This is a genomic window from Paenarthrobacter sp. NPDC092416 (genome assembly GCF_044755025.1).
Lineage (GTDB): Bacteria > Actinomycetota > Actinomycetes > Actinomycetales > Micrococcaceae > Arthrobacter.
The window spans coordinates 155,282-168,977 of record NZ_JBIVQG010000012.1 but is presented as its reverse complement, the minus strand read 5'-3'; the positions used below and the strand labels follow the sequence as shown (position 1 = coordinate 168,977).

The 13,696-nt window shown below is 63.6% G+C and carries 10 protein-coding genes and 1 rRNA gene; 7 read left to right on the top strand and 4 right to left on the bottom strand.

The genetic code is table 11. The annotated features are described in order from the left end of the window. Nucleotides 1-116 precede the first annotated feature (116 nt). The 5 genes from rrf to ACIQC5_RS19600 all read left to right on the top strand — a co-directional run bounded on the left by rrf (nucleotide 117) and on the right by ACIQC5_RS19600 (nucleotide 5,882). Nucleotides 117-233 (top strand): 5S ribosomal RNA (gene rrf, locus ACIQC5_RS19620). Between the two features lie 131 nt (nucleotides 234-364). Then, nucleotides 365-928, top strand: coding sequence for a GNAT family N-acetyltransferase (locus tag ACIQC5_RS19615; protein ID WP_400286224.1), 564 nt, complete (start codon nucleotides 365-367; stop codon nucleotides 926-928). A 229-nt stretch (nucleotides 929-1,157) separates the two neighbouring features. Further along, nucleotides 1,158-1,445 (top strand): HU family DNA-binding protein, encoded by a 288-nt coding sequence (locus tag ACIQC5_RS19610; protein WP_011776355.1) that lies wholly within the window; start codon nucleotides 1,158-1,160, stop codon nucleotides 1,443-1,445. Between the two features lie 211 nt (nucleotides 1,446-1,656). Then, nucleotides 1,657-3,849 (top strand): cytochrome c oxidase assembly protein, encoded by a 2,193-nt coding sequence (locus ACIQC5_RS19605; protein WP_400286220.1) that lies wholly within the window; start codon nucleotides 1,657-1,659, stop codon nucleotides 3,847-3,849. Continuing rightward, nucleotides 3,849-5,882 (top strand): NHL domain-containing thioredoxin family protein, encoded by a 2,034-nt coding sequence (locus tag ACIQC5_RS19600; RefSeq protein ID WP_400286217.1) that lies wholly within the window; start codon nucleotides 3,849-3,851, stop codon nucleotides 5,880-5,882. Before ACIQC5_RS19605 ends, ACIQC5_RS19600 begins: the two co-directional genes overlap by 1 nt. Before the next feature lie 131 nt (nucleotides 5,883-6,013). On the opposite strand, the gene ACIQC5_RS19595 is transcribed toward ACIQC5_RS19600, so the two are convergent. The 4 genes from ACIQC5_RS19595 to ACIQC5_RS19580 all read right to left on the bottom strand — a co-directional run bounded on the left by ACIQC5_RS19595 (nucleotide 6,014) and on the right by ACIQC5_RS19580 (nucleotide 11,523). Then, entirely contained in the window at nucleotides 6,014-7,006 is a 993-nt protein-coding gene (locus ACIQC5_RS19595; RefSeq protein ID WP_400286246.1) for a hypothetical protein, read from the bottom strand. 242 nt (nucleotides 7,007-7,248) lie between these two features. After that, entirely contained in the window at nucleotides 7,249-8,985 is a 1,737-nt protein-coding gene (locus tag ACIQC5_RS19590) for a helicase HerA-like domain-containing protein (protein WP_400286214.1), read from the bottom strand. A gap of 9 nt (nucleotides 8,986-8,994) precedes the next feature. Further along, nucleotides 8,995-9,513: a GNAT family N-acetyltransferase gene (locus tag ACIQC5_RS19585; RefSeq protein ID WP_400286212.1), complete on the bottom strand. Its 519-nt coding sequence runs from the start codon at nucleotides 9,511-9,513 to the stop codon at nucleotides 8,995-8,997. Between the two features lie 57 nt (nucleotides 9,514-9,570). Then, nucleotides 9,571-11,523, bottom strand: coding sequence for an FAD/NAD(P)-binding protein (locus tag ACIQC5_RS19580; RefSeq protein WP_400286209.1), 1,953 nt, complete (start codon nucleotides 11,521-11,523; stop codon nucleotides 9,571-9,573). Nucleotides 11,524-11,809: 286 nt separating this feature from the next. Between ACIQC5_RS19580 and ACIQC5_RS19575 the strand changes: the two genes are divergently transcribed. Beyond that, entirely contained in the window at nucleotides 11,810-12,766 is a 957-nt protein-coding gene (locus ACIQC5_RS19575; RefSeq protein ID WP_400286206.1) for an amino acid ABC transporter permease, read from the top strand. Next, nucleotides 12,763-13,689, top strand: a complete 927-nt coding sequence (locus ACIQC5_RS19570; RefSeq protein WP_400286203.1) for an amino acid ABC transporter ATP-binding protein — start codon at nucleotides 12,763-12,765, stop codon at nucleotides 13,687-13,689. Before ACIQC5_RS19575 ends, ACIQC5_RS19570 begins: the two co-directional genes overlap by 4 nt. Nucleotides 13,690-13,696: the final 7 nt, after the last annotated feature.

Below are 13,696 nucleotides of genomic sequence, written 5' to 3'. Positions count from 1 at the left end.
CACAACTGAATAACAACACCACAGTTATAACCACACCGTTATAACAACACCACAGTTGTAACCACACATACTTCCCACCCCCACCACACCGTGGCACGGGGGACGGGTAACAAGGTTACGGCGGTCATAGCGTGGGGGAAACGCCCGGTCCCATTCCGAACCCGGAAGCTAAGACCCACAGCGCCGATGGTACTGCACCCGGGAGGGTGTGGGAGAGTAGGACACCGCCGGACAACCATTCGGTCGAGACCCCCCAACCACACGGTTGGGGGGTCTCCCACATTAACCACCAAACACCCCAAGCCCCGGCCCACCACCGGGGCTTCTCGCATTTAACCACCAACGGGCGCATTAGAGTTTCCGAATGACCCTCAACCGAAACCTGGACATTCCTGCTGCCGGCGTACGGCCCGGGACCCTACGGATCCGCGGGCTCGCCTTTGCCGACGCGGCTCCGCTGGATGCTGCATATCGCCGGAACGCAGAGCATCTGGCGCCGTGGGAGCCGGAGCGGAAGCCGGAGTTCTTTTCTGAAGCGGGTCAACGGTCCGTCATCGAATCCAAGCTGATGCTTCAGACCGCTGGCAGCGAGGTGCCATGGGTGGTCGTGGAGGAAGACCGAATCATCGGCATGATTACCCTGACGGGGATCGTTCGTGGCCCTTTTCTGAGCGCTCATCTGGGCTACTGGATCGACGAAGCCAGTACCGGGGGCGGCATCGCCTCGTCGTCGGTGCAAGCCGTCCTCTCCATAGCCAGGGACGAGCTGGGTCTTCACCGTATCCAGGCGGCAACCTTGTTGCACAACGTCGCTTCCCAGACGGTTCTGGAACGGTCAGGATTCGAGCAGATTGGCATGGCACCTGCCTATCTCCAGATCGCCGGCATCTGGCAGGACCACGCCCTTTATCAAAGGATTCTCTACTGATCCCGCACGTGCGCAGTGCAGCCTGAGTGCGGACTGCAGCAGGCCAAAGGGTACGCCATGGACAGGTCCAAGGCCCAAAAACCCTGAATTTCCGGTGATTTTGGTCAAAAAAGCGCGGAAACACGCGGAATTTGCTGGCCTAGCCAGTGCAAGCTGGTAAGTTTTCGAGCAGTGGCTTGCTTGCGTTCCGCTTGCAGGCTCAAAAACGTATTAGTCCAGGAGGACGTAAATGGCTAAGAACCGTAGTGAACTCGTTGCAGAGGTAGCAGGCAAGGCTGGCACCAGCCAGGCAGCCGTCAACTCCGTGCTCGATGCACTGTTCGAAGTTTTCGAGACTTCTGTTGCCGCTGGCGAGAAGATCACCATCCCGGGCTGGCTCGCAGTTGAGCGCACCGACCGTGCAGCCCGCACCGGCCGCAACCCGCAGACCGGCGAGACCATCCAGATTGCAGCCGGCCACAGCGTCAAGCTGACCGCTGGTTCCAAGCTGAAGGCTGCTGTCGCCAAGAAGAAGTAATTCCACTTCGGCGAACGCCTGGAAGGGACGGCAACCTGCTGGTTGCTGTCCCTTCTGCTTTACCCCTCCTTTCTGCAAGTAGCGAGCCTTCTGCCTTTAGACGCCGGACACGCCGCCAACGCAGTCGGCCAAGGTCCGCCACGAACCCACTTCCCCTCCCCATGTGTGCGCTCGATTCGCAGCCCGGGCGCGGGTAACGGACAATGGATAGGTGCCATCAGCTAGAAGTTCCGCAACTGCCCCTTCGCCTGCTCCCAAGCCGGAAACACGGGGAGGCGCTACAGCTGCGGGAATTTCCGTTCCATGGCAGTTGGCCGGACTCGCTGTACTCTTCGTCGCTTTGGCCTTGGCTCTGATCTTCTCTGGAGCAGCAGCAGCGCGGCAGGTCTCTGACCCGGGTGCTTTCGTCCGGTGGGGGCTTCCGTTCGCAAAAGCGCTCCACAATGTCTCGTTGGCTACAGTCATCGGCGGCTTGATCTTCGCGGTGGGCATCCTGCCCAAGAACATCGGTGGCTCCCGGTCCCGTGATAAGGACGTTGAGGCGCCGGAGCATCCCGCATTCGCACGCGCGCTTGCCGTCGCGGCGGCCGCGGGCGCAGCGTGGACACTGTCCGCCGTCGCTGTTCTGGTGACGACCTATGCCGACGTCGCAGGTCAGGGTCTCTCCGGCGACGCAGAGTTCACCCGCTCGCTCGTGTACTTCATGACGGACATTGAAACGGGCAAGGCGTGGCTCGCCGTCACGATCATCGCTGCGGTGGTGACCACCGCGCTGTTCGGCGTGCGGTCATTGACGGGGCTGGCGTTCACGCTGCTGCTCGCTCTGATTGGGCTCGTTCCCACGGCGCTGATTGGCCACTCCTCCAGTTCCAGCGACCATGAGGGCGCCATCAACTCCCTGGGCCTTCACCTGGTGGGGGTTTCAACATGGGTTGGCGGAGTCATCATGCTGGCTGTCCTGTCCGGCATCCTCACGGGCTCCAGGGGCTCCGGCATCAGTGACATCACTGAGCAGACGCTCCGCCGCTTCTCGGCACTGGCCGGGTTCGCCTTCGTTCTGGTGTTTGCTTCGGGCGTCATCAATGCGGCCATCCGGGTCACGAGCATCAATGACCTCTTCGGTTCGGCCTATGGCCAGCTCATCCTCGCCAAGTCATTGGCCACGTTGGTCTTGGGCGGCATCGGCTTCATGCACCGTCAATGGGTCATCCCGCAGCTCGGAAAGAACGGTTCCATGTCCGCCCGGCGGGTGCTGTGGCAACTGGTCCTGGTTGAGCTGCTGGTGATGGGCGCGACGTCGGGACTCGCCGTAGCGTTGGGACGCTCGGCACCGCCTCAGTCCACCACTTACGCGCCCGACGCTTCGCCGGCTTTTATTCTCTCGGGCTACGAGCTTCCCCCCGAGCTCAACGCCGAACGGTGGCTTACCGAATGGCGCTTGGACTGGCTATGGGTAGGCATCGCGCTGTTCGGCGCTGTGACGTACATCCTGGGTCTGATCAAAGTCAGGAAGCGCGGCGACAAATGGCCGTGGTTCCGGACAGTGAACTGGCTGATCGGCCTGGTGGTCCTGACCTACATCACCTCAGGCCCTCCCGCGGTGTATGGCCGTGTGTTGTTCTCTGCGCACATGGTGGACCACATGGCACTGACCATGGTTGCGCCGATCTTCCTTGTCCTCGGGGCGCCCGTGACGCTGGCTCTGCGTGCATTGCCGGCCCGCGGCGAAGGTTCCCATGGATCCCGCGGCTTGCGCGAGTGGCTGCTGCTGTTCGTTCACTCCAAGTTCTCGCAGCTCGTGACGCACCCCCTGTTCGCCGCTGCGAACTTCGCTGGTTCGATCGTGCTGTTCTACTACTCGGATCTCTTTGGCCTTGCCATGCGTGAACACGTGGGCCATGAGCTCATGAACGTGCACTTCCTGTTGACCGGTTACATATTTGTGCTGAGCATGATCGGAACAGACCCGCTGCCTCGCAGGGCTCCGTATCCCATGCGCCTCCTGCTTCTCTTGGCCACTATGGGTTTCCATGCGTTCTTCGGCGTGGCGATCATGGGTGGGACCGGGTTGCTGGCCGCGGACTACTTCGGAAACCTCGGCCGTGCGTGGGGACCGTCGGCCATCGGGGACCAGCAATTGGGTGGCGCGGTGGCTTGGGGCATCGGCGAAGTGCCGACGCTGCTGGTCGCAATTGGCGTCGCCGTCATGTGGTCGCGATCGGATGAACGGGAGACACGGCGGGTCGACCGCGCGGCTGACAGGAATAACGACGCCGAACTCAGTGCTTATAACGATATGTTTGCCCGGCTCGCCGACCGCGATGCCAAACTGGCCGACCGCGCAACACCCAAGGACAGGTCCGCCGGGCACCCTGAACCAAAAACCAAGCTGGAAGGACGCTGATGAGCGAAACCGTACGCACCCAACTCCGGGTCCGGGCCTCCGAACTGGAGGGCCGCGGCTGGCTCAACACTGGCGGCAAATCGCTGGATCTTGAATCCCTGCGCGGCAAGATCGTGTTGCTGGATTTCTGGACGTTCTGCTGCATCAACTGCCTGCACGTCCTGGACGAGCTCCGCCCGCTGGAGGAGAAGTACTCCGACGTCCTGGTGACCGTGGGTGTGCACTCGCCCAAGTTCGAGCACGAGGCCGATCCCGTCGCGCTGGCGTCCGCTGTTGAACGATACGAGATCCACCACCCGGTCTTGGACGACCCAGAGCTCGCCACATGGAAGGCTTATACGGCCCGTGCCTGGCCGACCCTGGTTGTTGTGGATCCAGAGGGCTACATCGTGGCCCACCTGTCCGGCGAAGGACACGCGGACGGACTCGCGGTGCTCCTGGAAGAACTCGTTGCCGAGCACGAAGCCAAGGGGACCCTGCACCGTGGTGACGGTCCGTACGTGGCCCCGGTTCCGACGTCGGGCACTCTTCGATTCCCGGGCAAGGCGACCCAGCTGGAAAATGGCAACTACCTGGTGGTCGACTCCGGTCACCACCGCTTGGTAGAGCTCCGCCCGGACCTTGAGACCGTGGAGCGCGTCATCGGCTCCGGCACCAAGGGCTACTTGGACGGACAGGCCGAGATCGCGCAGTTCAACGAGCCGCAGGGAGTGGCCCTGCTGCCTGCTGAGCTCGCGTGGAAGCTCGGCTACGACGCCGTAGTGGCAGACACCGTGAACCACCGCCTGCGCGGCGTAACGCTGAGTTCCGGTTACGTCCAGACTGTGGCAGGCAATGGAGTCCAGCGGCTGCTCGACGCCGGCCCGGCCCGCGTTACGGAGACCGGCGCCGGAGTGTGGTCCCAACACGACGGCTCCGAAAACCACCGCTCTGAACACCAGGACGTAAAGCACCACGACGCAAAACACCACGACGCCGGTCCGGCCGACTTCGCCGCCGACGCAGTGGATGTTGGCGTGCTCGGGCGCGGTGACGGAGTTTCCCTGTCATCCCCGTGGGACCTGGTCTGGAGCGAGAAGCTGCAGCGCGTGGTCATCGCCATGGCGGGAACCCATCAGATTTTCGCGTTCGATCCGCTGACCCGTGAGGTTTCCATCCTGGCCGGCTCGGGTCTTGAGGGCTTGCTCGACGGCGTCGCCGAGGAGGCCTGGTTCGCTCAGTCCTCCGGGTTGGCCATCGACGCCGAGGGAAACATCTGGGTGGCTGACTCGGAGACCTCCGCGCTGCGGCGCCTGGTAGTCAGTGACTCCGGCGTCACAGTGGAAACGGCGGTGGGCAAGGGCCTGTTCGACTTCGGATTCCGGGATGGGGAGGCCGCAGAGGCACGTTTGCAGCACCCGCTGGGCGTCACCGTCCTGCCCGACGGATCAGTAGCCATCGCCGACACCTACAACGGTGCCGTTCGCCGCTACGACCCCGCGACCAAGTCCGTGTCAACTCTGGCCAGGGGCTTGGCAGAGCCGAGCGACGTCGTCGTGGTCCAAGTGGATGGCAGTGAGCCGCTGTTGGTGGTGGTGGAGTCAAACAAGCACCAGCTGGTCCTGGTTCCCATTCCCAAGGAAGCCCAGCAGGTGGACGAAGGTGCGTCGCAAACGCATCGTCCCAAGAGCCCAGTGGTCCCTGGCACCGTGGAACTGGCTGTCCGCTTCAAAGCGCCGACCGGCCAGAAACTGGACGACCGCTGGGGCGATCCCACACAGCTGAAGATTTCTTCCACACCGCCGGAGTTGCTGGTATCCGGTGGCGGAACATCCGTGGGACTGCTGCGGACGCTGGAGTTGTCGCCGGATGTACCCGAAGGCATCCTGCACATCACCGCCCGCGCGGCAGCATGCGACGGACCTGAAACTGAGGACGGCGAAATCCCGGACCACGCAGCATGCCATCTGTACCAGCAGGACTGGGGAATTCCGGTCATCCTGCAGGCGGACGGCGAATCCGAGCTGGTGCTTGACCTGCGCGGCATGGACTAAAGAAGCAACAATCAGGCGGTAACACGCTGAACAAACTGGCCCGGCGCGGACCCCTCTGGAAAGGGTCCGGGCCGGGCCAGTGTGGTCATGAGGCAGTACGCCAACGTGGCCGTAACGGGTCGGCCGTCCAGCTAGAACGTCAGGAGCGGCGTGACTGTCACGGTGTCGTTGCTGGTGTCCAGCTGCGTGGTGAAGCTGAAATCGTGGACCACGTTGAGGTCGTTGACGAAACCGGTGAACAGGTTGATTTCCCTGGCCGTGAGCCTCGCCTTACCGTTCAATGGCGCCACGACCCACTGGCCACCGAAGGGCTCGATCACGATTTTGGGGTATTCAGTGATCTCCCATTTGATGGTGCCATCCACCACGCGGCTGTTGCTGGCGTGGTAGAACGGGCAGTCCGGCTGGAGGCGCTGTTGCTCCGTGGCTTGAGCCGCGCAGGTGTCCAGGAATTCCCTGACCTTGCCGGCTACGGCCTCGTTCATGGCCTTCGTGGAGCGCGTTTGCAGGTTAAGGGGTGCCTGGCCGCCGTCGCGGTTGGAAACCAACGCCGACGTCGCGGGGGCCTCGAAGAAGGTGCCGTTGAGGCTTGCCTCGTACTTGCCCGGATAGAACACTGCAAAGGTATTGCGGCCATTGGGCATGTTCACGGGAACTCCGTTGAGCGCGGCTTCGCTGGAGTTGACCACTGTCACCTCGATGGTGGGCAGGGTGGTGGGCACGAAGGCCCACTTTCCGAAGAACAACCATTGTGTGCCGGTCCGTTCCATCAGGAATTCGGTGTGCAGGTTGTTGCCGTCCAAGGTGTAATCCACGGGGACTGCGACGCGGTTGCTGCCACGGGAAGCGGCGTTGCCAAGCTTCACATCGGAGATTTTCGAGGCCGCAGTTTGGAGGGCCGTGCCGTCCAGCATCGCCGCGTTGGCGTTGGGAACCTTGGCCCTCAGCAAGCCAAGCGCTTCTTCTCCCTCGCCCTTCTGGAGGGCCTCGAAATACTCCCTTACGGGCTGTTGCGGACTGGCCACGGAGGCGCTCACCAAGTTGATGCAGACGATCGCTCCGGCGGCAGCAAGCATTAGACCGAGCAGCCATCCGGCTGCGGTCTTGATGAATGCCTGACTCAACTGCACGCCCTTTACGTTACCCGTCGTCGGGCCGTTCGCCCTGCAGGTGGGCGCCGTAGTGACCTACTAAGACCCCTTTGGTGAGGCCCGACGGCGGTTGGAAGGGACGTCTCGCGGCAGGCCGCCGTCGTGCTTGGCGGAGCCCGGCCCGCGCCGACGGCGGCCCGAAAGGCGGCGCCGACGGCGGGCACGAACGGCGGCGTAAACGGCACGAACGGCGGCGCCAGCGACACCGCGGGGAGTCAGCGGCGCCGGCGCGAGGACGTGCCGAAGACGCCTCGGAGGAGGTCGCGGCCCAGCTGCGTTCCCATGGAGCGGACCATGCTCTTGAGCCCGCCGCCGAGTGCTCCACCCAGGGCGCCGGCGATGTCGCCGAACATTCCGCCGTCCTGTTGCGGAGCAGGAGCTGGAGCCGACGGGGCGGGGAAGGACTCGGGTGTGGGAGCAGGACGCGAGCTGGGGCGGCCAAGAATTTCTTCCTCGATGCGGCGGGCCTCGGCGTCCACATCACTCTGCGAGCTGGGAATCGAGCTGGGAATCGAGCCACCCCCGGGGACATTTCCAGGCACAGACAAGCTACCCGGGACCGGCGGCAACCCCGGTGCTGCATCACCGGTAGGAGCGGCGGAGTTGCCGTTCAGCTTCTCGAAGGCAGACAGGTTGTCCACTGCGGTGCCGTACTTGACCAGAAGGGCGGACGCTGCCACCGTGCTGCGAACCAGGTCATCGGTGCTGGGGCCCATGACGGATTCAGGAGCCCGGAGGCGCGTCAGGGCTACCGGCGTCGGCGCACCCTTCTCATTCATGACGGTGACCACGGCCTCGCCGATCCCGGCGGAGGTGAGCGTCTTTTCGAGGTCGTAGTCGCTCACGGGGAACGTGGAGACGGTGGCCTTGAGCGCTTTGGCGTCTTCCGGGGTGAACGCCCTCAGTGCGTGCTGCACACGGTTGGCGAGCTGGCCCAGTACATCGGCGGGAACGTCCTTGGGTGTCTGCGTGACGAAGAAGATGCCCACACCCTTGGAACGGATGAGCCGAACCGTGGTGGTGATGGCTTCAAGGAAGGCCTTGGACGCGCCATTGAACAGCAAGTGTGCCTCGTCCAGGAAGAACACGAGCTTGGGTTTGTCGAGGTCGCCGGCTTCGGGCAGGTCTTCGAACAAGTCCGCGAGCAGCCACATCAGGAAAGTGGAGAACAGCATCGGCTTGGTCTGCAGCGTGGGGAGCTCCAGGCAGCTGATGACGCCGCGACCGTCCGGGGCCGTGCGGAGGAGCTCGGCGGTATCGAATTCAGGCTCGCCGAAGAACCTTTCCATACCCTGTGCCTCGAGCGTGACGAGTTCGCGCAGGATGACGCCGGCCGTGGCTTTGGAAAGCCCGCCAAGATTTTCGAGCTCGTCCTTGCCCTCGTCGGAGGTAAGGAACTGAATGACGGCGCGGAGGTCCTTGAGGTCGATCAGTTCAAGGTTGTTCTTGTCCGCAAAGTGGAAGACGAGTTGGAGGCTCGATTCCTGGGTGTCGTTGAGGTCCATGATGCGTGAGAGCAGAATGGGCCCAAACGAGGTGATCGTGGCCCGGACAGGTACACCGTTGCCGTCTCCGCCCAAGCAGAGGAACTCAACGGGGAAGTTCTTGGCCTGCCATTGTTGTCCCAAGGCTTCGGTGCGCGCCGTGAGTTTCTCGCTGGCAGTTGCCGCCGTGGCCAATCCCGACAGATCACCCTTGATGTCCGCGAGGAAAACCGGAACACCCGCCGTCGAGAGCTGTTCGGCCATCATGTGCAGTGTCACCGTTTTGCCGGTACCGGTGGCGCCGGCCACGAGCCCGTGCCGGTTCATCATGGCGAGCGGCAGGCGGACCTGAGCCTCCTTGTGGATTTCTCCGTCCACGATCGCGGCACCCAACTCAATCGTTGCGCCCTCCAGGGTGTAACCCTCCTGGATGGTGGCGAGTTTTTCAGCGGTGGTTTTGTTGGCCATGCGCATAGCTTAGCTGTGCACGGCAAGATCCTTGCTGAACGCCAAATGCTTGATTTCTTCGGGGTCCGCGGCGAGGTCGAACAGCGCTTTGTAGCCCGTGGCAAGGTACAGGTTCTTGGCCTCGGGTTGCCGGGGACCGGTGGTGAGGTAAAGCTTCCGGTATCCGCGGCGGCGGGCCTCATTTTCGAGTTCGATGAGTACCAAACGAGCAAGTCCGCGGCGCCTGTGGGCCGAGTGGGTCCAGATTCGCTTGAGTTCGGCGGTGTGCTCGTCGTAGCGCCGGAATGCGCCGCCGGCCACGGATTCGCCGTCTTGTTGAATGATGATGAGGGCACCGTTCGGCGCCTCAAACTCCTCGGCCGGGTACCTGTTCAGTTCCTCGGCGGCTCCGCCCGCGCCGAACAGGTTTCCGTAGCGGGTTTCGTATTCGACGGCGAGTTCGTCCAGGAGCGGTCGCACGCGCGGATCGCGCATGGGCAGGCTGAGGACGGTAAGGCCCGATGCCGGTCGGGTGGGCGTGCTTGTCATGTCAAGCCTCTCGTAGGTGGAGCCCAAGTAGGTAGCATTTGTGCGCGTTTTGGGGGCTCAAAACGCGCTCAGCTGCGACTCAGTTGGGTGGGTGGCCGCGGCGAGGGTTTCCAGGATTCTCCGCGCCAGCGCGTCGTTCTCCCGGAAGGGTGCTGCATTGGTGTTGGGACGGGCGAACGCTCCCGCGCCCCAACCGGACGTCCAAGGCCCCACGGCGAACAAACCTCTCTGTGGAGTACCAACAGGGGACAGTATCTCGTGATTCCCGGAGACCAGCAGTTTCCCGGTGGAGTGGGCGCCGTCGGAAGTGAGCAGCCGCTGTTCGGTGCCCCAGCCGGCGTCGTGCAGGTCTGCCAACGCGGGATTCGCCGAACGTTCCACGGACGCTGAAGGCAACCGCGCCTCGATGTAGGCGGACGCATCCACCACCACTGGCGACTGGAAGGAGCCGGCCACGAACCGGCCCATGGAGTCGTCCGCGCGGACCCACATGCCAGGACCCAGGAATTTCAAGAGTCCGGCCCGGTGCAGGGCGAGCATTTCACGGAGTCGGTGCGGCGGCGGGCCGGAGTCGACAAAGCTGAAAAAGCCGTGCCACCAGCCGTGAATCGCCTGCTGTGACCGTGCGTTGAGCCGCTCCTGCGGGACCAGTCGACCGAGATCCATGTAGACGAACAGGAGTGCCGTGAACAGCGCGAGAGTCTCGGAATGGTCGGAGCTGGTGCGGAGGTCGAGGTCGCGCTGAATGTACCCGGCGACAGAACGCTGTACGGCCTGGTGGTCCGCGAAGGCACAACCACTCAAGGGATGGTCGAGCGCTTCGAGGTCCAGGCGCAGCGCGGCATCCGGAACGGAGAAAGCCACCAGTTCCTCCCGCGCGCTGCTGTACCAGTCGACGGCGTCGAACCGCGCTTCGAAGCTGGTCCAGGTCCCCAGGACCCGTGACGGGTAGCCCGTAAACAGCTCGCGATAGTAGGCATAGCCTGCGTCCTTGGCGATCAACGGCCACAGCTGCGTACGGAAATCCAGTTCCTGGTGCTCTGCGAGGAGGCCGTCAACGGCCTCGGCAGTGAAATACCGCGGGCGGCCGATCGCTTCGCCCTGCAGGACCGAGGAAATCTTGGAGTGGTACGGCACGCCCCGCCGTGACCCTGCCCAAACCCGCGGTTCCGCGCCGGACGGCACGTAGTCGAGTTCGCCGTCGGGCCTTTCCTCGAACCGGCCACCGCGGCCCTCGAACAGCAGCACCAAAAGGTCCACGAACGCGAGCCCCATGCCGGATACGATCACGTCCTGCCTGGCGCCGATCGCCGAGTAGTCGACGTCCGTGGTGTACGACGGCGGCGCATGGAACCCGCCGTGCCGCGCGGCGAACTCCGCGAGCCGTGCGGATTCGGGGTCATGTAAAGAGTCGGTGTGGCCCAGAGCGTAAACCACGACGTCGGCAACCACCTCAGCGCCCGAAGCCAACCGCACACGGTGCGCAGCGGCGTCGACCCCGGCATCCGCGGGCAAGATTGGGGACGGCACGACGGCGGTCGCCGTGTCCCGGTGCACCGTCACGGTGACGTCGGGGGCGAGTGCGCGTACGGCCCTGCCGAAGAACCACTCAAGATACTTGCTCTGCAGCTGTCGGGTGGGAAACGACGTGGGTGTCAGCGAGCGAAGCTGCGCGAGCAGATGTGGCTCCAGCGCTGGCACGTCGCCGATGGTGCCGTCGAGCACGCCCGCCGCCCACGTGGCCAGGCCGGGGCCGTCCACGGAAGGTCCATCGCATGCCACGGACGCGTCCGTGAACATGGTGACGTCCGCGGCGGTGGAGTTGAGCAGCAGGCCCGGGCTCTGGTCATAGCGCCAGATCCTCCCGGAGCCAGGCTCGTACGGTTCAATGACGTGGAGGTGCAGCGGAGCGTCGAACAATTCCGGGCGGCTGGCGGCCAGTCTTTCGAGGACACCGGCCGTGCGCGGACCGCCGCCAATGAAGGCGATGGCGGGAACTCTTGGCGGCATGGGATCTCCTGGAAAAGTGGTTGGTGATGCCCAATCTAGGGAGGTTGGGGCATGCCGGTCGAGGCGCTGGTAACCGCCGTTCACTGCACGTCACGCCACGTCAACCCGCGCAAAGAAGAGACGCATATGGCGCCTGATGACGACCATTGTGACGCCGCACGAACTCCGGCGAAGCCGCGCGAAGTCCGGTGAAGAAGTGCAAATTCCCGCCTTGCTGCGGGGTTTGGAGCGCCCATAGATTGGCAGCCATCCGATAGCAAACAACCGATCTGAAACGAGGTGGCGCATGAGTGCAATTGCACCGCCGGCCACGGCGGAGACCGTACCGCCCACCCCGGACTATTCCGACTACAAACTGGTTCCCGCCAAGCATCCCTGGCGATGGGTGGGCACCGTACTGGTGGCTGCCGGTGTCGCGGCCGTGGCATGGTCCCTGATCACCAACCCCCGTTGGGAGTGGGGTGTGGTGGCAGAGTGGTTCACTGCACAGTCAGTGGTCAACGGCCTCGTGGAGACTTTGAAGCTCACTGCCATCTCCGGGTTGCTGGGCTTTGTCCTGGGGTTCATCCTGGCCCTCATGCGTTTGTCCGCTTCGCCCCTGCTGGTCTCCGTGTCCTGGACGTTCTCCTGGATCTTCCGCTCCACGCCGCTGTTGGTCCAGCTCCTGCTTTGGTACAACCTTGGCTACCTGTACGAAAAGATCAGCCTGGGCATCCCCTTTACTGATGTCCGCTTCTTCGAGGCACAGACCACCACGCTGATCAGCCAGTTCGCCGCAGCAGTGCTCGGCCTGACGCTGAACCAGGCGGCCTACTCGGCGGAGATCATCCGCGGCGGCATCCTCTCCGTGGACCAGGGCCAGCTTGAGGCTGCCTCAGCGCTGGGCATCCCGGCATGGCAGCGGAATACCAGGATTGTGCTGCCGCAGGCCATGCGAGCCATCCTCCCGAACGCCTTCAACGAGATCATCGGCCTGGTCAAGGGCACTTCGATTGTGTATGTGCTGGCCTACTCGGAGCTCTTCTACACGGTCCAGGTCATCTACAACCGGACCCAGCAGGTGTTGCCGCTACTGCTGGTCGCCACGCTCTGGTACGTGGTGATCACCTCGGTGCTGAGCGTTTTCCAGTACTACATCGAGCGCCACTTCTCCAAGGGCGCCCTCCGGAACCTGCCGCTCACTCCGCTGGAGAAGGCCCGGAAGTTTTTCGCCACCCACGTCCCAGCCAAGGAAACCCGATGAGCATCCTCGCCGCGCGCAAAGAATCCACGACGGCGGCACAGGCGGCCGCTGCTGCCTCGGCCAGCGCTCCGGCCGCGACCCGTTCGGACGAGCCAGCCCCGGCCGCGTCAGCTCCGGCCGCGTCAGCTTCGGCCGCATCCGCTACCCGCGGGCAGGTGGACATCACCAACGTCCGCAAGTCCTTTGGCGCCACCGAGGTCCTCAAGGGTGTTTCGCTCTCCGTGCCGCCAGGTGGAGTAGCCGTGATCGTGGGTCCGTCCGGATCCGGCAAGTCCACGCTGCTGCGCACCATCAACCACCTGGAAAAGGTGGACGGCGGCTACATCACCATCGACGGCGAACTGGTGGGTTACCAGATCCGCGGGAACAAGCTCCACGAGCTGCGGGAGAAGGACATCCTCAAGCAGCGGACCAACATCGGGATGGTCTTCCAGAACTTCAACCTGTTCCCGCACCTCACAGCACTGGAGAACGTCGCCGAAGCACCCGTCGTGGCGCAGAAACGGTCCAAGGCCGAGGCCCGGAAACGAGCCCTGGAACTCCTGGACCGGGTGGGCTTGAAAGACCGCGCTGACGCCTATCCTCGGCAGCTTTCCGGAGGACAGCAGCAGCGCGTGGCGATTGCCCGGGCGCTGGCACTGGATCCCAAGATCCTGCTTTTTGACGAGCCAACTTCTGCGCTTGACCCCGAACTCGTCAATGAAGTCCTGGACGTGATCCGCGAGCTCGCCACGTCAGGAACCACGTTGATCGTGGTCACCCACGAAATGGGCTTCGCACGTGACGTGGCGGACACCGTGATCTTCATGGATCAAGGCCAGATCGTGGAGTCCGGCACACCGAAGGAAATTTTCGGCAACCCCCGCGAGGAACGTACGCGCAGTTTCTTCTCCAAAGTCATCGAACCAGCTTTCAACATCTAGGAACCCT

What these genes read in the sequence shown, in the direction of transcription:
- ACIQC5_RS19600 (WP_400286217.1), top strand. Translation starts at nt 3,849, where the DNA reads ATGAGCGAAACCGTACGCACCCAACTCCGGGTCCGGGCCTCCGAACTG.
- ACIQC5_RS19590 (WP_400286214.1), bottom strand. Translation starts at nt 8,985, where the DNA reads ATGGCCAACAAAACCACCGCTGAAAAACTCGCCACCATCCAGGAGGGT.
- ACIQC5_RS19575 (WP_400286206.1), top strand. Translation starts at nt 11,810, where the DNA reads ATGAGTGCAATTGCACCGCCGGCCACGGCGGAGACCGTACCGCCCACC.
- ACIQC5_RS19585 (WP_400286212.1), bottom strand. Translation starts at nt 9,513, where the DNA reads ATGACAAGCACGCCCACCCGACCGGCATCGGGCCTTACCGTCCTCAGC.
- ACIQC5_RS19570 (WP_400286203.1), top strand. Translation starts at nt 12,763, where the DNA reads ATGAGCATCCTCGCCGCGCGCAAAGAATCCACGACGGCGGCACAGGCG.
- ACIQC5_RS19580 (WP_400286209.1), bottom strand. Translation starts at nt 11,523, where the DNA reads ATGCCGCCAAGAGTTCCCGCCATCGCCTTCATTGGCGGCGGTCCGCGC.
- ACIQC5_RS19610 (WP_011776355.1), top strand. Translation starts at nt 1,158, where the DNA reads ATGGCTAAGAACCGTAGTGAACTCGTTGCAGAGGTAGCAGGCAAGGCT.
- ACIQC5_RS19615 (WP_400286224.1), top strand. Translation starts at nt 365, where the DNA reads ATGACCCTCAACCGAAACCTGGACATTCCTGCTGCCGGCGTACGGCCC.